Consider the following 24,230-nt stretch of genomic DNA (forward strand, 5'->3'; position numbering starts at 1 on the left):
AAATGTACAATTTTTGACATTTGTTTAAGGAAACTAAAAACTGTTTTAATGTACATTTACGCCCGTAAATGGGCCAATTAAGTAAAATTCAATACCCTAAAGATCTTCGCGAACTTTCAATAGGAGATTTACCTCTTCTTGCCAAAGAGCTTCGTGAGTTTATAATTGATATAATTTCCACAAAAGAAGGTCATTTAGGCGCCAGCCTAGGTGTGGTAGAATTGACCATAGCCCTACACTATGTTTTCAACACTCCTTATGATAAGATTATTTGGGACGTTGGGCACCAAGCCTATGGACATAAAATACTGACCGGTAGAAAAGATACATTTCACACCAATAGACAACTTGGTGGCATAAGTGGCTTTCCTAAAATGGAGGAGAGTGAATATGATGTATTTGGTACGGGTCATAGCTCTACATCTATTTCAGCAATTTTAGGAATGGCTTTGGCCTCCAGTCTTAAGGGTACAACGAACCAACACCATATTGCAATTATTGGTGATGCCTCCATTGCCAGTGGAATGGCATTTGAAGGGTTAAATCATGCCGGTGTGACCGACGCCAATGTACTGATAATCCTAAACGACAATGCTATTGGTATAGACCCTAGCGTTGGGGCTCTTAAAAAATACCTCACCAATGTAAAAAAGGGAACGGCCAAAGAAGAGAACATTTTTGAATGTCTAAATTTTGATTACTCCGGTCCCATAGACGGTCACAATTTAAAAGCGCTGGTTGAAGAATTGCAGCGTCTTAAAGGTATTAAAGGGCCAAAATTACTCCACGTGATTACCACCAAGGGGAAGGGGTTACAAAAAGCGGAAGAAGACCAAGTAACGTACCATGCCCCAGGTAAATTTGATAGAATAACAGGGGAACGCCAAAAAGGAGAGAACACCAATATTCCTCCAAAATACCAAGATGTTTTTGGTCATTCCATTGTTGAATTGGCCCAAACCAACCAAAACATTATTGGCATAACTCCGGCAATGCCCACGGGAAGTTCCCTTAAAATAATGATGGAGCAAATTCCTGACAGGGCCATAGATGTAGGAATTGCAGAACAACACGCCGTAACTTTGGCAGCAGGTATGGCTGCTGAGGGTTTACAAGTTTTTTGTAACGTCTATTCCACGTTTTTACAACGTGCCTATGATCAGATAATCCATGACGTGGCAATTCAAAAACTACCGGTTATTTTTTGTTTGGATAGGGCCGGATTGGTAGGGGAAGACGGACCAACGCATCATGGCATTTTTGATATCGCCTATTTGCGCTGTGTGCCCAACCTTATTATTTTTGCGCCCATGAACGAGATGGAGCTGCGAAATATAATGTACACTGCACAATTAGGTCTTGACCGTCCTATTGCCATACGCTATCCTAGAGGAAGGGGTGTTACCCTAAATTGGAAAACCCCGTTCCAAAAAATAACAATCGGTACAGCCAAGAGAATAAAAAAAGGAACGAAACTTTCAGTCCTTTCTATAGGTCATATAGGAAATGCAGCTGCCGTTGCTATAGAACAATGTATCGCTCCTGAAAAGGTAGCGCATTACAACATGCGTTTTGTAAAACCTTTGGACATAAAAACGCTCGATTACATTTTTTCCTCCTTTGATACCATTATTACCCTTGAGGACGGTTGCAAACTTGGAGGTTTTGGATCGGCAATTTTAGAGTATGCCAATGAAGTAGGCTTTTCGCACAAAATTCACATTATGGGAGTTGAAGACAGGTTTATGGGCCACGGCACCATTGAAGAACTCCATCAGCTTTCAAAGATTGACACCAACACTATAACAATCCAACTAAATAATCTCCTCCATGCGCCACAACCACCATCTTAGCTATTTGTTCAGCATTTTTCTATTTTGTCTGGGAATCTTTCATCTTTCAGCACAAGAAAACGATTCCATACCCAATGCCCAACCTTCTCAAAAGACGGATTCCATTGCTATTATAATCCCGGAAATAGAGCTGGACAGTATTGTCATAGATACAACCATTGTAGACACCGTAGTAATCAGAAAAACACAGGAAAAAATTAAAAATATACCAAGGAGTGTCGATTTAATGAATCCCGTTATTTCATTTAAACGCACAAAGGCCTTGGGAGATAAACCTAATAATTTTAAAGTTCCCTCCTTTTGGACCAATGTAAACCAACTTGGTATTAATTTTAGCGAGGTAGCCTTTGTAAACTGGAATGCCGGTGGTAACAACTCCATTTCGGCCTTGGGAAAAGCCAAGTTTGAAAGAAATTATAAGTTTCGGTATATTCAGTGGGACAACTATATGGAAATGAGTTATGGCCTCAATATTCAGGAGAACCAAAAAATAAGAAAGACCGATGATTCCTTTAGGGTGAGTTCCACTTTTGGTTTTCAGCGAGACACCATCAGCAACTGGTATTATTCCGTCAAGGCGAATTTTAACACCCAATTCTCCAACGGTTATAAATATCCTAACAGGGACAATCCCATCTCACGATTTATGGCTCCGGGATATTCCTTTCTTGGTGCAGGTACTTCATACATCACCAAAGATCAACGATTCAACCTCTACATATCCCCTTTTACACAGAAGGTTACGTTTGTGTTGGATGAGGAATTGGCAAATAAAGGAGCGTTTGGTGTTCAAAAAGCGGTTACGGATGCCGAAGGAAATATTATAGAAGAGGGCAAAAGGACCCAAATAGAATTTGGTTTTTTGGTCACCAATCAATGGCAGACCGTGCTCATGAAAAACACCAATCTTAAAAACCGATTATCACTATACACGGACTATCTCCGGAATTTTGGGAATATTGATGTAGACTGGGAAATGACCATAGATTTAAGGGTGAATAAGTATATTTTGACCTCCATTGGTACACATATAATTTATGACGACGATATTCTCTTTGATGAACAGACCAATGAAGAGGGTATAGTTACCAATCCCGGAAGGCCAAAAATTCAATTTAAACAACTGCTAGGCGTTGGGGTAAGTTATGCCTTTTAGAGCTGCTTGCCCATAATTTTATTATGAATGTGAACGGCAGACCGATCAGATAAACTTGCCACATAGCAGCAAGTGTTTAACAATACTTCGTAAACGGAGGTTTCGGTATTTTGATAGCATTCCGGAAGTGTGGTAATCATGAGTTCGTCATAATTTCCGGCTATTCCCTCTCTTTGCCGTAATAAAGCCTGGGTGTAAACTTCAAGGATATCCGAAATAATTTTATAACCGGCTATTTCTTTTTCAATGACTTCCTGTGAACGATATATTTTTTCAACGCTCAAGGAAATAATATCCGATATTTGCGCTTCATACCTACTTTTATCCAAAAGTGAGACGGAAAATTCGCCATTCAAGATAGCTTCCTCATTTTCTATAAAAACGTCTACCGCATCGGAAATTAAAGTACTTATAGCAAGTGCCCGTAAGTAGCTTAGCCTATCTTCCTTGAATGCCAAAGAATTATACTTTTTGGTATTAATGTTATCCTTTACCAATTTTATTAGGTATTCCAAAGCGTAGTCCTCTGAAATTAGTCCCAGATTAATGCCATCCTCAAAATCGATTATAGTATAGCAAATGTCATCTGCGGCTTCAACCAAATATGTGAGTGGATGGCGAGAATAGGAAACGGATTCTCCTTTTCTGGTTTGCAATAAACCTAACTCCTCCGCCACTTGACAAAAGGTCTCCTTATCAGATTGAAAAAAACCAAACTTCTTATCGGAAATATGTTGGCTCGGCTTTTTGGGCAACGATTCCTTAGGATACTTCATAAACGCCCCCAATGTGCCATAACTAAGTCTTAAACCACCCTCAACCCCTTTTTTGGATTGGGTTAGCAGCCTATACCCATTGGCATTGCCTTCAAAATCAATTAAATCCTGATACTCTTTTTTAGATAATAATGATTGGTATATTAACCCCTTTCCAGTCTTAAAAAATTCCCCTATGGCCTTCTCCCCACTATGCCCAAAAGGAGGGTTCCCAATATCATGTGAAAGAGCTGCCGCGGCAACAATGGCACCAAAATCATTAAATCGGTACCCATGTACTTGGGCCAGATGCGGATGCTTTTCCAAAATTTTCTTTCCAGCGATTCTTCCTAAACTGCGCCCCACAACGGAAACCTCTAAGCTATGCGTAAGCCGTGTGTGCACAAAATCAGTATTGGAAAGCGGTATGACCTGTGTTTTATCTTGAAGACTTCTGAAGGCACTGGAGAATATAATCCGGTCATAGTCCACCTCAAAACCCAATCGCGTCTCGTCTTGTTCCTTTCGCAACCTTTTCAAGGTATCGCCCTGTCTTTTTAACGACAAAAGTTTTTCCCATTCCATATCTACTGATTATGCCTGCAAGATACGTCATTTGGCGTGTACCGTTCACAGCATACGGCACAGCAAAAGTTAACGTTAATTGTGCTTTGTTTTAAAATACTGGTAACCTAAACTTTACATTGGATTTTTTTCTTTGCAAAAAGAAAAAAATGAACAAATTACTTCTTCTTTTTTGTCTCCTTATAGGTACAGGGGCCTACGCTCAATCCGAAGGGAGCGTTAAAGGAAATATTACGGATATGGAAATGGGCGGCGAACCCCTAATGTTTGCCTTGGTTGAAATTGAAGGAACCAATTGGTCCACTGAGACCAATTTCAACGGAAATTTTGAATTGGAGCATATTACCCCAGGCAACTATACCATAGAAATAAGCTCCTTGGGTTATTCTACCATATCCTTACCTATTGAGGTGGTGGATAGTGAAACCATTTATATTCAAGAAGGTCTGCATGCTAAACAAATGAGTTTAGAAGAGGTGCAAACACTAACGAGTACCAAGAAAACTGCCTTTGCAGGTAAATAGTTAAAATGGCAAGCATAAAAAAAGCAACGCAGAAGCGTTGCTTTTTTTATGCTATGTAATTTATTTTCCTCTAATCTTTAGAAACCAGAGAAGATTTGTTGCCTTTATCGGTAACACTGGCAATTGCATTGTTATCAAACTCTACTTCCTTTACAACTCCGTTACTGATAAATCTCCATTTTCCGGTTCTAATTCCTCGATTATATCTTCCCTCTGAAATTAAATCCCCTTCGTCATTGTACTTTAACCAATCCCCATGCAGCTTACCATTCAAATCAAAAGTTCCTTGTTGACTTATTTCTCCGTTATCATGAAAATAAGTAGCTTCAATAAGATTGGTTTCCGTATTTAGTTTTACCTCTTTCTCTTTTTGTGCGTAGCCAACACTTAAGGTTAAAGCCATTGCAATTAAAACGATTGTATGTTTCATATCTCCTTATTTTGTTTCTTTAATAAAATTTTGATGGATCATCCAAAACTTTCAACACTCATTAAATCCCAATCTTTAAACATTCGGTTTTAGAGCAGAAGTTGATTCAAAGTTACAATAATTTTACATTAAAATCATTATTGCTTAACATTAAATTTACATAGGAAACGAAAATTTTGTTCCTTTATTGCGCTAATCCACTAAAAATATTCCTTCCTTTTACTGGGGAACAGAATTGCTATACAGCTGCCAAGCTCTTCATTTACAGGAAAACCCAATAGGACAGCCATATCAAGGCTCTCCTCTTTTTATCAAAATTCATTTATATTTAGACTTAGAATAAGATGTTACTTATTTTATAAAGGATTCTCAATTAGGGCAGCATATAAACACTTCATAACTTTATGTTAACCTAATTGCTAATTTATAGTGGCATTTTTGTGCATATTTTAAAGATTAATGGGCGAAAGTTTATATCTATTCATGATTGTGGCATTAGCAGTGCTTGCCATAACAGATTTAGTTGTTGGAGTTAGTAATGACGCGGTGAATTTTCTTAATTCTGCCATAGGCTCAAAGGCTATTTCCTTTAAAACCATAATGATTGTTGCCAGTGTAGGTATTGCTTTTGGGGCAATGTCCTCGAGTGGTATGATGGAAGTGGCCCGTAAGGGTATTTTTAATCCGGAACAATTTGTTTTTTCGGAAATCATGATTGTCTTTATGGCCGTTATGATTACTGACATTTTACTCTTGGATTTTTTCAATACTTTGGGAATGCCCACCTCAACAACGGTTTCCATCGTATTTGAGCTTTTAGGGGCTGCTGTAGCCATTTCAATCGTAAAAATTTTTAGCAATGATGATTCACTTGGGGATTTAGGCTCCTATATCAATACCGATAAAGCAACTGAAATCATCCTGGGCATTCTACTTTCGGTGGTCATAGCTTTTACCATTGGAGCGTTGGTTCAATTTGTTTCCCGACTTCTTATCTCATTTAAGTTCGATCAAAAACCTAAGTGGGTAAGTGCCATATTTGGTGGATTTGCAGTAACCTCAATTATCTATTTTATTATAGTTAAGGGCCTTAAAAGTGCAGCCATTTTCACTCCGGAAACCTTGGCTTTCATTGGAGAAAATCCAGAGATATTTCTTCTAATGAACTTTGTTTTTTGGACCCTCTTCTCCCTTTTGGTTACCACCATTTTCAAATGGAATGTTTATGTAGTGGTCATAGTTTTGGGAACATTTGCACTTGCCATGGCATTTGCAGGTAATGACTTGGTGAATTTTATTGGTGTTCCTTTAGCTGCCCTTGCTTCTTATACTGCATGGAGCGAATCTGGAATTCCTGCAACCGAATACACTATGGAAGGGTTGGCTTCAGCCGTACAGACGCCTACTTATTTGTTGCTATTTTCAGGGATTGTCATGGTCATTACCCTTTGGTTTTCTTCAAAGGCTAGAAATGTAGTCAAGACCAGTGTAGACCTTTCAAGACAGGATGAGGGTGACGAACGTTTTCAACCTAATTTCCTCTCCAGACAAATCGTAAAATATACTATCAAGGCCTCAGAAAACGTCATGGGGGTTATTCCCGCAGGATGGGTAAAAAAAATGGACAAGCAGTTTGAAAAACCGTATGTCTACATTCCCAAAAGTAGAATCCAAGACCTTCCGGCATTTGATTATGTTAGAGCCGCCGTTAATCTTATGGTGGCCAGTGTTTTGATTTCATTGGCAACCTCCATGAAATTACCACTATCCACAACCTATGTGACCTTTATGGTGGCAATGGGCTCTTCCTTAGCGGACAGGGCTTGGGGTCCTGAAAGTGCTGTTTATCGTGTAGCCGGGGTACTTAATGTAATTGGCGGGTGGTTCTTTACTGCCATAAGTGCGTTTACGGCCGCGGCAATTATAGCGTATGTTATTCATTTAGGCGGAGTTTGGGCTATTGGAATTTTGCTCATCTTGGCATTCTTGCTGATAGGAAAAAACTACCTCACCCACTCTAAAAAAATGAAAGAGACCAAGCTTGAGGAAAAACTGGAAAAAGCAGAGAGCAACTCTATTATTGGGGTTATTGAAGAAAGCTCATCCAACATAGCTTTGGCAATTAATAGAGCCAATAAAATTTATACGCAGAGTATTGATGGTTTGGCCAAGCATGATATTGATACCTTAAAAAAGAGTAAAAAGGGAATTGCCAAGCTGGATAAGGAAGTAGAGGGTCTAAGGGACAATATTTTCTATTTTATCAAAAATCTGGACGAATCCAGTGTAGGGACCAGTAATTTTTACATTACTATCCTAAGTTACCTACAGGACATGACCCAGTCTCTGGAATACATCGCCAAGGCTGGATATAAACACGTTCATAACAATCATAAAAAATTACGTTTTAACCAGATAAAGGACTTAAAAGAAACCGATGGGTATATTGATGACCTTTTTGGCGAAATAAAAGACATTTTCGAGAAAAAGGATTTCTTAAAACTTACAGAACTCATCGTAAATAAACAGGAACTTTTTCAAAAATTGGACCTAAAAATCCAAAAGCAGGTGGAACGCACAAGGGCAGACGAATCAAGCCCCAAAAACACTGCACTTTACTTTAGTCTTTTGCTTGAGACAAAAGATTTATTAGTGGCCACCATGAACCTGTTGGAGACTTATGATGAGCATGCAAACGTAAAAGTCTAGTTCTTTTGGACTGTGTTCAGAAAGAAAAGACAGCTCACTTTATCGAAAAAATATCAGCAAAAGCTAAAAGCAACGTTAGGTAGTAAGACCCAAATCTTTACTACATGCGTTTTTCCATTTATCTATCCATTGTTTTTGGTGGTGCCTTATTGCTATCAAGTTGTGAAAAAAGCGATACTTCCATAGAGAGTGAAGAACAGCTTTCCATTAATATTGATGAAAGTGCCCGAAATTCTGCACTTCAACTCTACCAAGACTATTATTTAGCCTCTGCGAATAGTTCTTCGGATGTATCTTGGACGGGCAATGAACCCTCTTGTACACCGGGTACGGTTCCTCAAGACACAAAAGACAAAATATTATTGCGGTTGGATTATTATAGAAAAGCAGCAGGATTAAATAATGTTATTGAAGAGAACACAAATAAGTCTCAAAAAGCCCAAGAAGCGGCCCTAATGATGCATGCTAACGGGGCTTTGGAACATTTTCCTCCTAACTCGTGGAAATGTTATACGGAGGATGGCAGTGATGCTGCGGCAAATTCCCTCTTAACTTCTATAGATGGAGCCTCGGCAATTGATTCCTATATTAGGGACCATGGCGCCAGTAACGGACCTGTAGGACATAGAAGATGGCTTCTTTGGCCCAGACTACAAGAAATGGGTATTGGTAACACCAATCGTTACAATGCACTATGGGTGATAGGTAATGCGGGCCCTCGACCACAAGATGCACCGGAATTTATTGCTTGGCCACCTCAAGGCTACATTCCTAAACAGGTAACGTTCCCAAGATGGTCATTCTCTATCCATAATGCAGATTTTACCCAGACAAACGTAAAAATGAAATACAAAAGTGGTGGTACCATTTCTCTGGAAACCGAAGAACTATCCAACTCATTCGGAGATAGAACCATCGTTTGGGTACCCAATATAAATACATCTACCATGGATTCCGATACCATTGTGGAAGTGACTCTAGAAAATGTGGTGGTCAATGAAATAAGTATTGATTACACCTATGAAGTAATCATTTTTGACGCAAGAAACTAATTACCGGTAAAAGTTCATTTCATCCATATATAACCAAACCTCCTGAGGCAACAGGGGTCTAATATTTTTGCCTTCCTTATGCGAATTTCGAATAAATGTGGATGAAATTTCCATAATTGGTGCATCTACCCTATGCACTTTAGGATGGTCTTTAAATTGATGCTCTACTTTTCCTTCGGATATTCTGGGGTAGACAAATAAATCATAATTTTCTAGAATAACCTCGTAGTTTTTCCATTTATGAAACCCCTTAAGGTTGTCCTCGCCCATAATCAAACAGAACGAATATTGGTCAGCATACTTTTCATCTAGATGGGCCAAGGTATTTACCGTATAATTTGGTTGAGGCAAATTGAACTCAATCTTACTTGGTTTTAATTTTGGGTAGTCCTTGGTCGCTTGATAAACCATCTCATACCTATGGTTATTGGCCAACAGGGATTTTTTCTTTTTAAATGGACTTAAAGGTGTAACAACAAACCAAACTTCATCCAAATGGGAGTATTCGGCCATGTGGTTGGCAATGACCAGATGCCCAATATGAATGGGGTTGAACGTACCAAAGTACAAGCCTACCTTCTTCATTTATATTACTCCTCTTCTGAGTTTTCGATTACGTAACCCGCCACCAAATCGTAGGCTTCCTTTAACGCCGTATCCAAATCGTAATTCTTGATGACCTTATCAAACTGTGGGGCTGTGGCCAACTCTACAGACGCCTTTGCGATTCGCATGTTTATTTTATCCTCACTTTCCGTACTCCTCTTTTTTAGACGTATTTTTAACTCGTCTATACTTGGGGGTTTCACAAAAACTGCCAAGGTAACATCAGGAAATTTCCTTTTAATACGAAGGCCTCCTGCCACGTCAATATCAAAGATGACATTTTTTCCTTCGGCCCAAAGACGTTCTATTTCAGATTTTAAGGTACCATAGAAGTTATCTCTATAAACTTCCTCCCATTCTAAAAAATCATCGTTCCTAATATGATTTTTAAACTCGGAAATAGACATAAAATAATAGTGCTCCCCTTGTTTCTCCTTTGGTCTGCGAGGTCTGGACGTTGCGGAAACCGAAAATGCCAAGTTGAGTTCCGGTTTATCCAATAAATGTCTTACAATGGTGGTTTTTCCACTTCCTGAAGGTGCCGAGAAAATAATAAGTTTGCCGCCTTTCATTTATACTAGTATTCTTTCTTAAACTTAAAGCACGTTGAGCATTTGCTCCTTGATTTTTTCCAACTCGTCCTTCATTTGAACCACCAGCTGTTGCATTGGCGCATAGTTGGCCTTGGAACCTATGGTATTTATTTCCCTGCCAATTTCCTGAGAAATAAAGCCCAGCTTCTTTCCATTGGAATCCGCAGAGCTCAAGGTGCTTGAAAAATATTTCAGGTGGTTCGCCAATCTTACCTTTTCTTCCGTAATATCATATTTTTCCAAATAATAGATAAGCTCCTGTTCAAACCTATTGGCATCCACATCTGTTTGTAGGTCAGATACAGCTTTTTTAAGGCGCTCCCGAACATCAGACTGTCTTTCAGGATCCATTTGCTCCACGCTTTTTAGAAGTTGCTGTAAAGTTTCTATCCGTTGAACAAAGTCATTTTCCAGAACTTGGCCCTCCTCTGAACGAAAAAGATTGATTTCCTTTAGTGCCTGGGTCACTGCTTCCTTTATATGTTCATACTCCTCTTCATCAATATCCTCCCTGTCCGTTTTTAAGGCATCTGGCATCCTTAGGGCCATATCCAATAATCGTAGCTCATCCCCGGCAGCAATTTCCCTTAATTGACTCATGTAATTCTCTACGGCGGGTCTGTTTACTTCTGCCGAAGTTTCTTCCCCTGTAAATTCCACATAGAGCCCAAAATCTACCTTACCCCTAACCAAGGAGCTGGCGATAACTTTACGTAATTCCAATTCCTTTTCCCTATAGCTAGAAGGCATTCTAGCGTTCAGGTCCAGATTTTTGCTATTGAGTGATTTAAGCTCTACCGTAATTTTTTTGGAAGGCAGCTGAATTACGTGCTTACCGAAACCGGTCATGGATTGAATCATAGAAACTACTGTATTTTGGCAAAGGTAACTGAATTAAGCTTAGTACTATAAACTTCGTTCATACAGTTCCTTTCAACTCTTAACTAATGAATACAATAATGCCGCTATTTTGTAATAGCGGCATCAAATCATTAACTTAAAGTTGCTTTATTTTTATGTTTTTATAAAACACTTTGTCGTTATGGTCCTGCAGCCCAATTTTACCGGTGTGGTACTTTCCAAAATGTTCCCAGCCGTTAAACTTACTTTTAGATACCATTTGGTCCCAAGCCTCATTACCCACGGGAAATTCTACAACTTTAGTACCATTGAGCTCAACACTACCTTTTTCTTCTTTATGGTTGACAGTAATGACCATGGTATTCCATTCACCGGCTGGCTTGGCTACATCTTTAGATGGTTCAACCATATCATAAAGTGCTCCGGCCTGATGCGATTTACCAGCCTTGGCATCGGGGTGCCTTTCGTTGTCCAGCACCTGTACTTCAGGACCGGTTGCGTAGGGTACGGACTGACCTACACTTTCGTTAACTCCCCAAAAAACGCCGCTATTTCCACCTTCGGAAATTTTCCAATCCAAAGAAAGAACAAAATCTGTGTATTCTTTCTCAGTCACCAAATCGTGTAACTCACCTTTCTTTTTTTCACTGGGCGGATAGTAAACCATGGCGCCATCTTCCAATTTCCAGTTTTCGGAAACGCTATCCTTTCCATATACCTTCCATCCATCAAAAGAAGTGCCATCGAACAAAGTAATCCACTCTGTGTTCAATTTTTCTTCCTTTATTTCAATCTCGGTACTTTCGGCGGTCATTTCTGCTTTCTTCTCAGCCTTTTCCTTGCATGCCATTGTTGATAAGGCAATGCACGCCACTAGGGTTAATTTTTTCATTGATTTTTGGTGTTAATTAGTTGTTTGAATTTGATATATAAGTAAAGGGGGCAAATAGCCCCCTTAAGATTTATGTTCCCAATATTTTCTTTAGCATCTCTTTATCTATTTCAGCCCCGGCAAAATCATCAAATGTTTTTTCCGTGGCCTCAATAATGTGGTCCTGAATGAACTTGGCACCTTCCCTAGCTCCTTGTTCCGGACTTTTGATACAACATTCCCATTCCATCACCGCCCATACGTCACAACCGTATTGGGTAAGTTTGGAGAAAATGGTCTTAAAATCTATTTGTCCGTCACCTAAAGAACGGTAACGCCCGGCTCTTTGCCCCCAATCATTATATCCTCCAAAAGCTCCTTTCTTTCCGGTCGGGTTAAATTCAGAATCCTTAACATGAAATGATTTTATGAACTCATGGTAATGGTCTATGTAAGTGATATAGTCCAATTGCTGAAGCACAAAGTGACTTGGATCATAGAGGATATTTACTCTCTTATGGTTACCGGTAGCTTCTAAGAAGCGTTCAAAAGTATCGCCATCATGCAGATCTTCTCCTGGGTGAATTTCATAACATACGTCTACGCCCTCTTCATCAAAATGGTTAAGAATAGGCATCCACCTTTTTGCCAATTCTTCAAAACCCATTTCTACCAATCCTGCAGGACGCTGTGGCCAAGGATGCCACGTATGCCAAAGAAGTGCGCCAGAAAATGTAGCGTGAGCCGTAATCCCCAATCTTCTACTGGCAGTTGCCGCTTTTTTTACCACGTCAACGGCCCATTCTGTTCTTGCCTTTGGATTGTTCTTAACGGCATCCGGCGCAAAATTATCGAACATAAGATCGTAGGCAGGGTGTACCGCCACCAATTGTCCCTGTAAATGGGTGGACAGCTCAGTGATTTCAAGTCCGTATGAATTCACCTTTCCTTTTAACTCATCGCAATAATCTTGGCTCTCTGCCGCCTTGTCCAAATCGATTAAAAACTTTTCCCAAGTAGGTATTTGAATACCTTTATAACCGAGGTCTGCTGCCCATTTACACATTCCATCCAAAGAATTGAAGGGTGCCTTATTGTCTACGAATTGGGCCAAAAAGACGGCCGGTCCTTTAATTGTTTTCATTATTAGTGTTGTTTGTTCTTACTATACATCTCTTAATTTACCTCCTAAATTGGCAAATATGACTTATATTTATTTCTTAATCTTTCACCATTTATACATAAAAAATGGGAAGTCATAAATATAGGGAATCCCTTAGGATTAACACAAGATAATTGACGTGCATTACACTTTTGAAGCAAAAGGTTTTGTTGATTTTATGCCAGCTGCTCAAAGATATGATTTCGCTTATCTGATAATTAACGGAAAAACAAGGTCATATATCCAATAGTTAATTTTCGTCAAATTATTTAAACTTATATTTTTAGTTGGATATGAACTTTAAGCGGTTTTCTCACTAAAAACTACTGTTCTATGGAAAATACTTCGGCAAGACATCTTTGGGGCGACTATTTAGACCAGCACTTGGAATATGCCTTTACAGAGGCTCCAAAAGTAGTTCATTTTTGTAATAATGAACAGGATGCCAATGAGTGCGCCTTGTTGGTAAAAAAAGGAATTAAAAAAGCTACCTCTCCATGCTTACTGGAATTACAACTAAGTAAAGAGCCCTTACCGAAAATAGGGGACTTTATGATAGTGACAAATTGGGAAGGTGAGGCCCAATGCTTGGTAAGGACCACTTCCGTTAGGCTAAAACCCTTTTTTAGTATTGATGAGTATTATGCAAAAGTAGAGGGTGAAGGGGATAAAAGTCTTGCTTATTGGAAAAAATCCCATTGGGATTACTATACTAAAACCCTACAACCCTATGGCCGCAAACCCAACAATAGTATGATCGTGGTCTGCCAAGAATTTGAGAAAGTATTCGAGCGATAAAAAATCCCTGAAACCTCGTTCGGTCTCAGGGATTTACTTATAAAATTCACTTTAAAGGGTCTACTCTTCAAGTTCTACCCAGGTATTTCCATTTTTATGGGATTCTACCGTGGCTTCAATAAAGTTCATGCCTCGCACTCCGTCCTTCATGGTTGGGTAAGATCCATCTTGTTGCTCTTCTCCACGAATGGCCCTAGCCACACCCAGGTAAATGTTAGCCATAGAATCAAAAATCCCTTCTGGATGTCCGGCAGGTAATTTTGTACCGTCTAGAGAAAACTCACTATTATAGGAATGACCCGGTTTGTATACTTTGGTAGGCTCCGTATCGCTCATCATATACAAGAAATTAGGTTTCTCCTGCTCCCATCTAAAGGAAGCTTTTTCACCATAAATGGCAATGGCCAAACCATTTTCTTCTCCAGTTGCAACTTGACTACCCCTTATAACCCCTTTAACGTGGTCCCCCATACGGATAAGGACTGTACCATCCACATCCATCTGGTTATCTTCATATAGGTAATTAAAGTCGCAAAGAAGAGACTTTACCTCTAGCCCGGTAGTGTATTCAACCATATTAAAGGCATGAACACCAATATCACCCATACAAGAGCTAATACCGGCCTTTTTAGGGTCTAGCCTCCAAACGCTTGATCTCTTTTCCTTATCGTGGATGATTGGATTGATCCATCCTTGGTAATACCTAGCGTCCACTTTGTGGATTTTTCCTAAGGCTCCCTGCTTGATCATTTCCTTCATTTGACGTACCATTGGGTAACCGGTATAGGTATGTGTAAGAGCGAATATAGATCCTGATTTTTGATGCGCCTCCTGCAAAATTTTCGCCTCTTCCAGTGTGGTGGTCATTGGCTTTTCACAAATAACGTGAAAACCGTTATCCAACAACTTTTTGGCCATAGGGAAGTGAAGGAAATTGGGCGTAAGTACGGAGCAAACTTGAATTCGCTCATCCACAGGCAGCTTTAGCTCTTCTTCTACCATGGTATCAAAATCCTTGTATATCCTATTGGTAGGCACATCTATTTCTTTGGCAAAAGCCATATTCTGCTCAAAATCCGGGTTAAAAACAGCCCCTACGATTTGATAGTTATCATTGATATGGGAAGCCACACGGTGTAAAACTCCAATTAACGAGTCACCACCACCTCCCAAAATTCCTAATCTGATTTTCTTTGGCATTGTAATCCTATTTAATGATTGAAAAGTTGTATTTGAATTAAGGGTAACAATTTAATAAAATAGCTACGATTTAAAGGCTATTTTTTCATTTTTGAACAGAATAAGGTATAGAATCATGACAATGAAGGCAAAAGAGGCCGGATAGTACCAGATAGACCGCCAATCATGCACATTTTCTGTTACCAAATAGTTGTCCGTGATGATACCAGCAATCCAAAAGCCTATAAGCATGCCCACCCCATAAGTGGCCAATGTGATCAAACCTTGTGCTGAACTTTTAAACGCTGTCCCTGCTTTGCTATCGGTATAAATCTGACCCGAAACAAAGAAAAAATCATAGCAGATTCCATGAAGGGCAATTCCCAAAAGAAGCACAAACGGCATATCGCCATTACTGGCAAATGCAAAAAATAAATATCGTAATCCCCAAGCCAACATAGCCACCAAAATGGTCATTTTAAAACCAAATCGCTTAAAAAAGTAGGGTAATAAAAGAAGGAACAATATTTCGGATACTTGACCAACCGTCATTTTACCTGCTGGATTGGAAACACCAATTTCGCCTAAAAATTGACCGGCATGTTGGTAATAGAATGCCAATGGCACACATATAAAAACAGAGGCCAGAAAAAATACCAGAAAATTTCTGTCCTTTAACAACGCCAAGGCATCCAAACCTAGCAATTCCTTAAGAGAAACCTTTTTAGAACTACTGGCCTTAGGTGGCGTTTTTGGCAAGGTAAAACTGAACAATCCTAGAATAGCCGAGGAGACAGCAGCCATTAAAAATGTATTGCGTAACAGCCCTTCTGAAATTCCTCCTTGGGAATCCCAATTCAATAAACTGATCAATAGGCCTGCCGTAATCCATCCAGCGGTACCAAAAACCCGTACAAAGGAGAACTCTTTTGCGGGATCCTTCATTTGCCCAAAAGAAACAGAATTGACCAATGCCAAGGTAGACATGTACAAAATCATGTAAACCAGCAAATAAGGGAAAAATTCCTCAAAGCTATTGGCCCGGTATAGCATGAACATTAATATTGCGCCCACCAGATGGACCGACCCCAGAATTCTTTCGGCATTAAAAAACCGGTCTGCAATTAATCCAATAATAAACGGTGAAAGAATAGCTCCCCAAGATTGGGTAGAATAGGCCAATGCTATTTGAGACCCATTTGAGTCTAAAGTATTAGGTAAATAGATTCCCAGGGTTACGAACCAACTTCCCCAGATGAAGAATTCAAGAAACATCATCAAGGAAAGTTGGATCCGTATGTTTGTACTCATGGGTTAACGCTTATAGAAAATATAATCCAAGGCCAAAGGTTCTATACCATTTTGCCTTAAATCCATCAATATTTGACCCCGGTGATGGGCAGAATGATTAATGATGTGAAATAATACATCCTGTATGGTATTGGCAAATAACCTGCCCTCAGAACTTTCATAGCTTATGCGCTTCTCAAAGTTATCCGTATGGGAAGTGATATCAAAAGTGGCGCGTTGATTTTCATAATGAATTTCTTCCCAAGTATTGGGTTCATGAATATCAAATACATTAAATGCACTTTTTTCTTCCCTCAATCTAGCATTCCAAATGTGGTGTGCGTTAAGTACATGGCTAAACAGCTCCTTGCTCTTTACGGGCACGGAGTCAAGTTCATTACAATAAGCAATGAGTTTTTTGTTACAAAAGAAATTGTAATCAAAAAGTTGGTTAAAAAAAGTTTTCACTTATGTACGTCAATGCGATTTTTTCACAAATAGAAACTAGCCTAATTTCTTGGAAGCTTCAATCAACAATTCCTTTGTGGCCAAAATACCGGCTTCCTCATCCAACTCGCTACCCTCATACTCAACTCCTATATAACCGGTGTAGCCATGATCTTTTACAATTTTGAGCATTTTCACATAATCTATTTCGGTTTCGTTGCCTTCTGCATCAAAATCATGGGATTTGGCACTAACCGCCTTTGCATGTGGCATAAGCTCTTCCACACCCTTGTATATATCATACATTTCGGCGCAATCCCATGTACCTTCTTTACGCTTGATACAGAAATTGCCAAAATCTGGGAGCGTCCCACAATTATCCAATTCAACTTTCTCCATTACCTGGGCATGAAGTGCCCCGTTAGATGAAAGTCCGCCGTGGTTCTCCACCAAAACATTTATATTCTTTGTTTTCGCATACGTACTCAATTTGGTGAGTCCGTCTACAGAATTGGCTATCCACTCTTCAGGATCATTGCTACCGTTAAGGTTTACCCTTATCGCATGGCAACCCATGGCAGCCGCAGCATCTACCCATTTTTTGTGTTTTTCTATTGTCTCGTTTCTTTCTGCTTCATCAGTTACCGCCAGATTTCCTTGACCATCGATCATGATCAACACATTTTCCATTCCATGTTTTTCTGCCTCTGCATTGCACTTCTCGACAAAAGCTGCCATAGCCTCTTCGGAATAGCCTGCTTTTTCCAATTCAGGGTTGTATAATTGAGACACATATTCTAGACCGGTAAAGCCCCAATTCTTTGCCTTTTCCGCAAACGTATAAGGGTCTACGCCATCTTCACGAATCATTTTGTGTATGGACCATTGGGCTAAAGAAAGCTTGAAAAAAGGTTCGGCCGCGGTTTCAGGCATCTCAGCGGTATCAGCAGCACCTTCTTCTTTTTTCTTGGTTTCCTTACAGGCATAAATACCCATAATCGATAATGCAGCACCTGCTTTAGAACTATTGGCAATAAACTTACGTCTTTTCATTAATTTGGATTAGTTTGTTGTTTTAGAAGTATTTGGAGTTAATTTACGCACGAATATGCGATTCCATTAAGGTATACGGCGAATAAATGTAGAAAATTAATTTAATATTTAATAAATTTAGGGACTAAACAATTCTGTAGATGAGTAAATTTTATTACAACGAAGAAAGCGATTCGTACGATGCCATTGTGGTAGGTACCGGAATCAGTGGTGGTTGGGCCGCAAAGGAACTTTGTGAAAACGGACTCAAGACCCTGGTTTTGGAACGAGGAAGAATGGTAAAGCATATTGAAGACTACGAAACCGCGAACAAAGACCCCTGGGATTTTCCTAATGCCGGAAAGGCTACACAGGAAATCATTGCAAAACAGCAAAAGCAACATAGAACTGGCTATACTACAAGCCAAGCGAGCCATATGTGGTTTGTGAACGATTTGGAGCACCCTTACAACGAGATAAGACGTTTTGATTGGATGCGTGGGTATCATGTGGGTGGTAGATCGTTGCAATGGGGGCGTCAAAGTTACCGTTGGAGCGACATTGATTTTTCTGCCAACCAGAGAGAAGGCATTGCCGTAGATTGGCCGGTAAGGTACAAGGATATTGCCCCTTGGTATTCCAAAGTAGAAAATTATATTGGAGTAAGTGGGGAATCCCTTAATCTTCCTCAATTACCGGACAGTGATTTTCTACCGGCAATGGACCTTAACTGTGTAGAAGAACATTTTAAGAGCAAGGTAACCGAATCTTTTGATGGTCGCGCAGTAACCGTTGGTCGTGTAGCCCACATTACCGGAGACAAAACATTTGACGGAAGAACCAAGTGCCAGTTTAGGAACAGATGTATTAGAGGTTGTCCTTTTGGTGGGTATTTCAGTAGTTTATCCTCTACCCTTCCTGCGGCGGAAGCTACCGGAAATATGACTTTAAGACCAGATTCTATCGTTCACGAAGTGATGTATGACCCCGATACGAAAAAAGCTACGGGCGTAAAGGTAATAGATAGGGTCACCAAGGAACATTATGAATTTAAGGCCAAGGTAATATTCCTTTGTGCATCTGCTATTGCATCAACCTCCATATTAATGCAATCCAAGTCCGATCGTTTCCCTAATGGAATGGGTAATGATTCCGATCAGTTAGGTCGTAATATCATGGACCACCACTTAGGAGTAGGGGCCAGCGGTAGTTTTGAAGGTTTTGAGGACAAGTACTATAAAGGTAGAAGACCCAACGGTGTTTATATTCCTAGGTTTAGAAACCTTGGTGGTGCTTCGGACAGAAAGGACTATAAGCGTGGCTTTGGGTACCAAGGTGGTGCCAGCAGGGGAGACTGGGAAGAAACCGTTGCGGAACTAGCTTATGGTAAAGATTTAAAGGAAAGTATCCTTAAACCAGGTGGTTGGAGAATGGGAATCGGTGGTTTTGGAGAAGTTCTTCCTTACCAGGATAACAGATTCACTTTGGATTATGAAAAATTAGACCAATGGGGTCTGCCTACCGTAACCTTTGATGCCGATCTACAAGAAAACGAATTCAACATGCGTAAGGATATGCAGGCTTCTGCAGTGGAGATGTTGGAAAAAGCAGGCTTTAAAGATGTAAAAGGACACGATGGTCCTACAGGACTAGGTCTTGGAATTCACGAAATGGGAACTGCCCGTATGGGGCGTGATAGAAGAACATCCGTACTAAACGGAAACAATCAATTACATGATGTACCAAACGTTTATGTAACAGATGGTTCTTTTATGACCTCTGCCAGTTGTGTCAACCCATCTTTAACCTATATGGCTTTCACCGCAAGGGCTGCCAACCACGCGGTAAGCGAACTTAAAAAAGGAAACATATAATGGATAGAAGAAAAGCACTTAGAAACATGGGGTTGGCCCTTGGGTATACCGTTGCCACCCCAACACTTATAAGTATAGTTCAAAGCTGTAAGCAAGAACCGTCATTTGAATGGACACCAGACTTCTTTTCCAAGGATGAAGGGGCCGTACTAACCAAATTGGTAGATATTATTTTGCCAAAGACGGACACTCCATCGGCATCAGAAACACAGGTACACCTATTTATAGATCGGTTTGCACTGGAAGTGATGGATGAGAAGCAGCAAAATTTTGTAAATATGTCTATTGGCAGATTTATAGAAAAAGCGCTCATTGACTCAGGAAAAGAAAAAGGTGGCGAGCTATCTGCAGAAGAACTTGAACCCGTACTTGCCGAAGCATTAAGCGTTAGCAAAGAGGATGAAGCCAAGAATTTTGAAGCCATTAAACAATACCATGAGGCAGTTGCCGAAGGCAAGGAACCTTTGTTGGACGATGGAATTTCAAGATTCGCTTTTGCCAATAATTTAAGGGGACTAACCATTATGGGATATAAGACCTCAGAATATGTAGGCGAGAACGTATTGGCCTACTTACCTGTTCCAGGGGAATTTATAGCCTGCGGAGATTTACAGGAACTCACTGGCGGCAAGGCTTGGTCCTTGTAATACACTACAAATTAAATTTTTAAAAGGGTTAAGGTCCTATAAAAACTAGCCTTGACCCTTTTTTTGATCTCAACTTAAAAACAGAACCGAACAAACACCAATGAAAAGAAGAAATTTTATCCAAAAAACCGCAATAACAGGAAGTGCCCTTTCTATGGGAGGCTCTTTGGCCTTTGCCAACAGCTCTATGCAACCGGCCACAAAACCCCATAGCTTCAATCTTAAATACGCCCCACATCTGGGTATGTTCAAAGAACTGGCAGGAGAAGACATCATAGACCAAATTAATTTCATGGCGGATCAAGGCTTTACCGCATTTGAAGATAACGGTATGATGAAAAGGGAAATTTCCATGCAAACCAAAATGGGCGAAACCTTGGCCAAAAGAGGTATGACCATGGGTGTTTTTGTTGTAGATAAAGGTGGCAACATGGCCAACACTTTGGCAGCGGGGAAACAGGAACATCTAGATATTTTTTTAGATGGATGTAGGCGGGCCGTTGAAGTGGCCAAAAGGGTAAATGCCAAATGGATGACCGTTGTACCTGGCGGATATCAAAGAAATCTACCTATTGGAGTGCAGGACGGAAACGTAATTGAAGCCCTTAAACGAGGAGCGGAGATTTTGGAACCGCACGGTTTGGTTATGGTATTAGAACCACTTAGTGATTCTCCTGACCTCTATTTGCAAAAGTCCGATCAGACCTATATGATCTGTAAGGGCGTGGATAGCCCTGCCTGTAAAATTTTATACGATATATACCACCTACAGAAGACCGAAGGTCACTTGATTCATAATATGGATCTAACTTGGGATGAGATAGCTTATATACAAGTGGGGGACAACCCCGGAAGAAAGGAACCTACTACGGGTGAAATCAATTATAAAAACGTCTTTAAATGGATTCACGAAAAAGGATTTGATGGCGTGTTGGGTATGGAACACGGAAACTCTAAATCTGGCAAAGCTGGTGAACAAGCCGTTATTGACGCATACAAGGAGGTAGATAGTTTTATGTAAAACAACGTTATTCATGATACTAAAAAGCGTCCAATTTCCTTGGACGCTTTTTTATTAGTGCACACTACCACCAAAATGTATACGGTTATTACCAAAAAGGGTACCTAATTAATGGATGCTTGCCTTACTTTTGCCAGGGTATGAAACGAACCTTCAAATTCTTAAAAAGAATGTTAGCAACCATAGGCATCCTTATTGGCTTAGTAGTACTACTAGTAGTCCTGTTTTTAAATTTTAGTCCACAATTTGGTGGTAGGGCAACTAAGGAACAATTGGCATCCTACGCCAAATCAGCACATTTTAAAGATGGTAAATTTTTTAATCTGGGCGGTGTAAAAAATGAAATGAGTGCCGGTGATATGGCCAAGGCCATTGGCGGCATGTTCAAAAAGATACCCAATGCCAAACCTGATCGCCCCTTAACAGTACATACGGTAGATTCCACGGCCATTGCCAATTATTCTGGAGAAACCCGTTTCATTTGGTTTGGCCATTCTACGTTTCTGCTACAAATGAACGGGAAAAACATTTTATTGGACCCTATGTTCGGTGATGTTCCCGCACCCCACCCTATGCTGGGCAGCAAAAGATTCAGTAACGGTCTCCCTATAGTAATAGATAAATTACCCCGTATAGATGCCGTAATTCTTTCCCATGACCATTATGACCATTTAGATTATGAAAGCATTAAAAAACTAAAGCACAAGGTTGACCATTTCTATATGCCGCTTGGTCTGGGCAATCACTTGAGGGAATGGGATGTGGAGGTGATGCGTATTACGGAATTGGATTGGTGGCAAGAAGCCACTATGGGAGATTTCACCTTTACCAGCGCCCCTGCCCAACATTTTTCAGGTAGAGGTCTTACGGACAGGGATAAAACACTTTGGAGCTCATGGGTCATACAAACGACCGAAGAAAAAATCTTCTTTAGTGGCGATAGTGGATACGGGCCCCACTTTAAAACCATTGGGGAAAAGTTTGGGGCATTTGATTTTGCGATGATCGAATGCGGACAATACAATGAACTTTGGTCAGAAATTCACATGTTCCCCGAAGAAACGGCACAAGTGGGCGTGGACATCAACGCCAAAGCTATTATGCCCATTCACTGGGGAGCCTTTAAATTGGCCCAACATTCTTGGACCGACCCTGTGGAAAGGGCCGTTAAAAAAGCCAAAGAACTAAATGTCCCAATAATCACTCCGCAAATTGGGGTGCCCACCAGCATCCATCAAGAGCTACCCGCCCCAGAAATTTGGTGGGAGAATTAAAAAGGTAGGGCACATTTTAATTGGAACTATCATAATAATAGATTGATCCCACGCTTATAAATTGCAAACAGCTTATGACCTTAATCCTTAAACTAAGGCCATAATCTGAATCGCATACCTATAATCCTAGAGAGGAATTTCAGGGGTATTTAGTTTAGCAATTGATTTGTTGATTTCTTCTTGCGTGAGTTCATGCCTTACGATGTTCCCTTCAAAATAATCATCATAAGCTTTCATATCAAAATTTCCATGTCCGCAAAGATTAAAAAGAATGGTTTTGGAGACTCCCTCCTCCTTGCATTTTTTAGCCTCTGCGACCACGGTAGCAATACCATGGGTAGCTTCCGGTGCGGGAATAATTCCCTCCGACCGCGCAAAAAGCACACCGGCATCAAAAACCTCCAAGTTATCATGTGCAACAGCTTCAATTAATTTATCTTTTAACAACTGACTTACGATGACGCCTGCACCATGATAACGCAATCCCCCTGCATGAATGGGCGCAGGAACAAAATCATGACCCAAGGTATACATTGGAAGTAAAGGCGTCATGCCTCCCGTATCACCAAAATCATACCTAAAGACACCCCGGGTCAATTTGGGGCAGGAAGTAGGTTCACTGGCTATACAACGAATATTCTTTCCTTCTTCCATATTCAACCTTAGAAACGGAAAGGCCAGACCAGCAAAATTAGACCCGCCACCAAAGGGCGCCACTACAATATCCGGCATATCACCTGCTTTTTCCATTTGTTTAATAGCCTCTTGACCTATGATGGTCTGGTGCAGTTTTACATGGTTCAAAACACTTCCCAAGGCATATTTGGTATCTTCCCTTTGTGCGGCCATTTCAACGGCTTCGCTGATGGCTATACCAAGAGAACCTGGACTATCCGGATTTTCCGCCAATATTTTTCTACCCGCTTCCGTAAGGTTGGTGGGCGAGGCAAACACATTGGCGCCCCAAGCATTCATCATAGATTTCCTGTAAGGTTTGTGATGGTAGGATAATTTTACCATATACACATCGCAATCGATACCAAAATGCTGGCATGCAAAACTAAGGGCACTGCCCCATTGGCCTGCTCCGGTTTCTGTGGTAATGCGTTTAACACCTTCCATTTTATTGTAATATGCCTGTGGTACGGCCGTATTGGGTTTGTGCGATCCGGACGGGCTTACACCTTCATATTTGTAATAGATTTTCGCCGGGGTATCCAAGGCCTTTTCCAAGCCGTATGCCCTGTATAATGGGGTGGGTCTCCATAGGGAGTATATGTTTCTTACCTCATCAGGGATGGGTATCCATTTGTCCATACTGACCTCTTGTTCGATCAGCGCCAATGGAAAAAGTGGGGCCAATGCATCGGGACCAATAGGCTCTAGGGTACCAGGGTTTAAGGGAGGTAAAGGTTTATTGGGCATATCTGCCACAATATTGTACCAGTTTTCAGGAATTTCTTGCTCGCTTAGGGTAAATTTTCTAGTTTTCATTGAATGAGTTTTGGTGT

Annotated in this window: 22 protein-coding genes; 10 read left to right on the forward strand and 12 right to left on the reverse strand. The window is 40.4% G+C overall.

What is annotated here, in order from left to right; all coding sequences use genetic code 11:
• Positions 1 to 68 precede the first annotated feature (68 nt).
• Positions 69 to 1,853, forward strand: coding sequence for a 1-deoxy-D-xylulose-5-phosphate synthase (locus tag BIZ36_RS02605; protein WP_187456308.1), 1,785 nt, complete (start codon positions 69 to 71; stop codon positions 1,851 to 1,853).
• Positions 1,831 to 3,009: a DUF3078 domain-containing protein gene (locus BIZ36_RS02610; RefSeq protein ID WP_187456309.1), complete on the forward strand. Its 1,179-nt coding sequence runs from the start codon at positions 1,831 to 1,833 to the stop codon at positions 3,007 to 3,009. The genes BIZ36_RS02605 and BIZ36_RS02610 overlap by 23 nt, the downstream gene beginning before the upstream one ends.
• Here BIZ36_RS02610 and dgt read toward each other — a convergent pair.
• Positions 3,006 to 4,349: a dGTP triphosphohydrolase gene (gene dgt / locus BIZ36_RS02615; protein WP_187456310.1), complete on the reverse strand. Its 1,344-nt coding sequence runs from the start codon at positions 4,347 to 4,349 to the stop codon at positions 3,006 to 3,008. The genes BIZ36_RS02610 and dgt overlap by 4 nt on opposite strands.
• A gap of 149 nt (positions 4,350 to 4,498) precedes the next feature.
• Here dgt and BIZ36_RS02620 point away from each other — a divergent pair, with 149 nt between their 5' ends.
• A complete protein-coding gene (locus BIZ36_RS02620) occupies positions 4,499 to 4,873 on the forward strand; it encodes a carboxypeptidase-like regulatory domain-containing protein (RefSeq protein ID WP_187456311.1) in 375 nt (124 codons plus the stop codon).
• A 70-nt stretch (positions 4,874 to 4,943) separates the two neighbouring features.
• Here BIZ36_RS02620 and BIZ36_RS02625 read toward each other — a convergent pair whose 3' ends face one another.
• On the reverse strand, positions 4,944 to 5,303 hold the full coding sequence (locus BIZ36_RS02625; protein ID WP_187456312.1) for a toxin-antitoxin system YwqK family antitoxin: 360 nt from the start codon (positions 5,301 to 5,303) through the stop codon (positions 4,944 to 4,946).
• Positions 5,304 to 5,762: 459 nt separating this feature from the next.
• Here BIZ36_RS02625 and BIZ36_RS02630 point away from each other — a divergent pair, with 459 nt between their 5' ends.
• Together BIZ36_RS02630 and BIZ36_RS02635 are read left to right on the forward strand one after the other, a co-directional pair.
• Positions 5,763 to 8,012 carry an inorganic phosphate transporter gene (locus BIZ36_RS02630; protein ID WP_187456313.1) on the forward strand — a complete coding sequence of 750 codons (2,250 nt, stop codon included), beginning with the start codon at positions 5,763 to 5,765 and terminating at the stop codon, positions 8,010 to 8,012.
• 104 nt (positions 8,013 to 8,116) lie between these two features.
• Positions 8,117 to 9,064: a CAP domain-containing protein gene (locus BIZ36_RS02635; RefSeq protein WP_187456314.1), complete on the forward strand. Its 948-nt coding sequence runs from the start codon at positions 8,117 to 8,119 to the stop codon at positions 9,062 to 9,064.
• Here the strand turns inward: BIZ36_RS02635 and nadD are convergent, their stop codons facing one another.
• The 5 genes from nadD to BIZ36_RS02660 all read right to left on the reverse strand — a co-directional run bounded on the left by nadD (position 9,065) and on the right by BIZ36_RS02660 (position 13,139).
• Complete coding sequence (nadD, locus tag BIZ36_RS02640; protein WP_187456315.1) at positions 9,065 to 9,649, reverse strand: nicotinate (nicotinamide) nucleotide adenylyltransferase; 585 nt, start codon at positions 9,647 to 9,649, stop codon at positions 9,065 to 9,067.
• Positions 9,650 to 9,654: 5 nt separating this feature from the next.
• Positions 9,655 to 10,242, reverse strand: coding sequence for a guanylate kinase (gene gmk, locus BIZ36_RS02645; protein ID WP_187456316.1), 588 nt, complete (start codon positions 10,240 to 10,242; stop codon positions 9,655 to 9,657).
• A 24-nt stretch (positions 10,243 to 10,266) separates the two neighbouring features.
• The gene (locus BIZ36_RS02650) at positions 10,267 to 11,124 is read right to left on the reverse strand and encodes a YicC/YloC family endoribonuclease (RefSeq protein ID WP_187456317.1); all 858 of its coding nucleotides are present in this window, start codon (positions 11,122 to 11,124) and stop codon (positions 10,267 to 10,269) included.
• Between the two features lie 136 nt (positions 11,125 to 11,260).
• The gene (locus BIZ36_RS02655; RefSeq protein WP_187456318.1) at positions 11,261 to 12,016 is read right to left on the reverse strand and encodes a 3-keto-disaccharide hydrolase; all 756 of its coding nucleotides are present in this window, start codon (positions 12,014 to 12,016) and stop codon (positions 11,261 to 11,263) included.
• A gap of 70 nt (positions 12,017 to 12,086) precedes the next feature.
• Positions 12,087 to 13,139 carry a sugar phosphate isomerase/epimerase family protein gene (locus BIZ36_RS02660; RefSeq protein ID WP_187456319.1) on the reverse strand — a complete coding sequence of 351 codons (1,053 nt, stop codon included), beginning with the start codon at positions 13,137 to 13,139 and terminating at the stop codon, positions 12,087 to 12,089.
• A gap of 351 nt (positions 13,140 to 13,490) precedes the next feature.
• Between BIZ36_RS02660 and BIZ36_RS02665 the strand changes: the two genes are divergently transcribed.
• On the forward strand, positions 13,491 to 13,955 hold the full coding sequence (locus BIZ36_RS02665) for an ASCH domain-containing protein (protein WP_187456320.1): 465 nt from the start codon (positions 13,491 to 13,493) through the stop codon (positions 13,953 to 13,955).
• A 60-nt stretch (positions 13,956 to 14,015) separates the two neighbouring features.
• Here BIZ36_RS02665 and BIZ36_RS02670 read toward each other — a convergent pair whose 3' ends face one another.
• The 4 genes from BIZ36_RS02670 to BIZ36_RS02685 all read right to left on the reverse strand — a co-directional run bounded on the left by BIZ36_RS02670 (position 14,016) and on the right by BIZ36_RS02685 (position 17,924).
• The gene (locus tag BIZ36_RS02670) at positions 14,016 to 15,155 is read right to left on the reverse strand and encodes a Gfo/Idh/MocA family protein (protein ID WP_187456321.1); all 1,140 of its coding nucleotides are present in this window, start codon (positions 15,153 to 15,155) and stop codon (positions 14,016 to 14,018) included.
• Positions 15,156 to 15,218: 63 nt separating this feature from the next.
• A complete protein-coding gene (locus tag BIZ36_RS02675; RefSeq protein ID WP_187456322.1) occupies positions 15,219 to 16,445 on the reverse strand; it encodes an MFS transporter in 1,227 nt (408 codons plus the stop codon).
• Positions 16,446 to 16,448: 3 nt separating this feature from the next.
• A complete protein-coding gene (locus tag BIZ36_RS02680; RefSeq protein ID WP_187456323.1) occupies positions 16,449 to 16,892 on the reverse strand; it encodes a DinB family protein in 444 nt (147 codons plus the stop codon).
• A gap of 36 nt (positions 16,893 to 16,928) precedes the next feature.
• On the reverse strand, positions 16,929 to 17,924 hold the full coding sequence (locus tag BIZ36_RS02685; protein WP_187456324.1) for a sugar phosphate isomerase/epimerase family protein: 996 nt from the start codon (positions 17,922 to 17,924) through the stop codon (positions 16,929 to 16,931).
• 140 nt (positions 17,925 to 18,064) lie between these two features.
• Here BIZ36_RS02685 and BIZ36_RS02690 point away from each other — a divergent pair, with 140 nt between their 5' ends.
• The 4 genes from BIZ36_RS02690 (at position 18,065) to BIZ36_RS02705 (ending at position 22,719) form a co-directional block, all read left to right on the forward strand.
• Complete coding sequence (locus tag BIZ36_RS02690; RefSeq protein ID WP_187456325.1) at positions 18,065 to 19,777, forward strand: GMC oxidoreductase; 1,713 nt, start codon at positions 18,065 to 18,067, stop codon at positions 19,775 to 19,777.
• Positions 19,777 to 20,424: a gluconate 2-dehydrogenase subunit 3 family protein gene (locus BIZ36_RS02695; protein ID WP_187456326.1), complete on the forward strand. Its 648-nt coding sequence runs from the start codon at positions 19,777 to 19,779 to the stop codon at positions 20,422 to 20,424. The genes BIZ36_RS02690 and BIZ36_RS02695 overlap by 1 nt, the downstream gene beginning before the upstream one ends.
• A gap of 100 nt (positions 20,425 to 20,524) precedes the next feature.
• Complete coding sequence (locus BIZ36_RS02700) at positions 20,525 to 21,445, forward strand: hydroxypyruvate isomerase family protein (protein WP_187456327.1); 921 nt, start codon at positions 20,525 to 20,527, stop codon at positions 21,443 to 21,445.
• A gap of 170 nt (positions 21,446 to 21,615) precedes the next feature.
• Entirely contained in the window at positions 21,616 to 22,719 is a 1,104-nt protein-coding gene (locus tag BIZ36_RS02705; RefSeq protein ID WP_187456328.1) for an MBL fold metallo-hydrolase, read from the forward strand.
• A 126-nt stretch (positions 22,720 to 22,845) separates the two neighbouring features.
• On the opposite strand, the gene BIZ36_RS02710 is transcribed toward BIZ36_RS02705, so the two are convergent.
• The gene (locus tag BIZ36_RS02710; protein WP_187456329.1) at positions 22,846 to 24,213 is read right to left on the reverse strand and encodes a TrpB-like pyridoxal phosphate-dependent enzyme; all 1,368 of its coding nucleotides are present in this window, start codon (positions 24,211 to 24,213) and stop codon (positions 22,846 to 22,848) included.
• Between the last annotated feature and the right edge of the window lie 17 nt (positions 24,214 to 24,230).

The sequence above is a fragment of the Cytophaga sp. FL35 genome, assembly GCF_014349235.1.
GTDB lineage: Bacteria > Bacteroidota > Bacteroidia > Flavobacteriales > Flavobacteriaceae > Euzebyella.

What these genes read in the sequence shown, in the direction of transcription:
- BIZ36_RS02670 (WP_187456321.1), bottom strand. Translation starts at nt 15,155, where the DNA reads ATGCCAAAGAAAATCAGATTAGGAATTTTGGGAGGTGGTGGTGACTCG.
- BIZ36_RS02610 (WP_187456309.1), top strand. Translation starts at nt 1,831, where the DNA reads ATGCGCCACAACCACCATCTTAGCTATTTGTTCAGCATTTTTCTATTT.
- dgt (WP_187456310.1), bottom strand. Translation starts at nt 4,349, where the DNA reads ATGGAATGGGAAAAACTTTTGTCGTTAAAAAGACAGGGCGATACCTTG.
- BIZ36_RS02655 (WP_187456318.1), bottom strand. Translation starts at nt 12,016, where the DNA reads ATGAAAAAATTAACCCTAGTGGCGTGCATTGCCTTATCAACAATGGCA.
- gmk (WP_187456316.1), bottom strand. Translation starts at nt 10,242, where the DNA reads ATGAAAGGCGGCAAACTTATTATTTTCTCGGCACCTTCAGGAAGTGGA.
- BIZ36_RS02605 (WP_187456308.1), top strand. Translation starts at nt 69, where the DNA reads ATGGGCCAATTAAGTAAAATTCAATACCCTAAAGATCTTCGCGAACTT.
- BIZ36_RS02650 (WP_187456317.1), bottom strand. Translation starts at nt 11,124, where the DNA reads ATGATTCAATCCATGACCGGTTTCGGTAAGCACGTAATTCAGCTGCCT.
- BIZ36_RS02665 (WP_187456320.1), top strand. Translation starts at nt 13,491, where the DNA reads ATGGAAAATACTTCGGCAAGACATCTTTGGGGCGACTATTTAGACCAG.
- BIZ36_RS02705 (WP_187456328.1), top strand. Translation starts at nt 21,616, where the DNA reads ATGTTAGCAACCATAGGCATCCTTATTGGCTTAGTAGTACTACTAGTA.
- BIZ36_RS02625 (WP_187456312.1), bottom strand. Translation starts at nt 5,303, where the DNA reads ATGAAACATACAATCGTTTTAATTGCAATGGCTTTAACCTTAAGTGTT.
- BIZ36_RS02685 (WP_187456324.1), bottom strand. Translation starts at nt 17,924, where the DNA reads ATGAAAAGACGTAAGTTTATTGCCAATAGTTCTAAAGCAGGTGCTGCA.
- BIZ36_RS02700 (WP_187456327.1), top strand. Translation starts at nt 20,525, where the DNA reads ATGAAAAGAAGAAATTTTATCCAAAAAACCGCAATAACAGGAAGTGCC.
- BIZ36_RS02710 (WP_187456329.1), bottom strand. Translation starts at nt 24,213, where the DNA reads ATGAAAACTAGAAAATTTACCCTAAGCGAGCAAGAAATTCCTGAAAAC.
- BIZ36_RS02690 (WP_187456325.1), top strand. Translation starts at nt 18,065, where the DNA reads ATGAGTAAATTTTATTACAACGAAGAAAGCGATTCGTACGATGCCATT.
- BIZ36_RS02660 (WP_187456319.1), bottom strand. Translation starts at nt 13,139, where the DNA reads ATGAAAACAATTAAAGGACCGGCCGTCTTTTTGGCCCAATTCGTAGAC.
- BIZ36_RS02675 (WP_187456322.1), bottom strand. Translation starts at nt 16,445, where the DNA reads ATGAGTACAAACATACGGATCCAACTTTCCTTGATGATGTTTCTTGAA.
- BIZ36_RS02635 (WP_187456314.1), top strand. Translation starts at nt 8,117, where the DNA reads ATGCGTTTTTCCATTTATCTATCCATTGTTTTTGGTGGTGCCTTATTG.
- BIZ36_RS02630 (WP_187456313.1), top strand. Translation starts at nt 5,763, where the DNA reads ATGGGCGAAAGTTTATATCTATTCATGATTGTGGCATTAGCAGTGCTT.
- BIZ36_RS02620 (WP_187456311.1), top strand. Translation starts at nt 4,499, where the DNA reads ATGAACAAATTACTTCTTCTTTTTTGTCTCCTTATAGGTACAGGGGCC.
- BIZ36_RS02695 (WP_187456326.1), top strand. Translation starts at nt 19,777, where the DNA reads ATGGATAGAAGAAAAGCACTTAGAAACATGGGGTTGGCCCTTGGGTAT.
- nadD (WP_187456315.1), bottom strand. Translation starts at nt 9,649, where the DNA reads ATGAAGAAGGTAGGCTTGTACTTTGGTACGTTCAACCCCATTCATATT.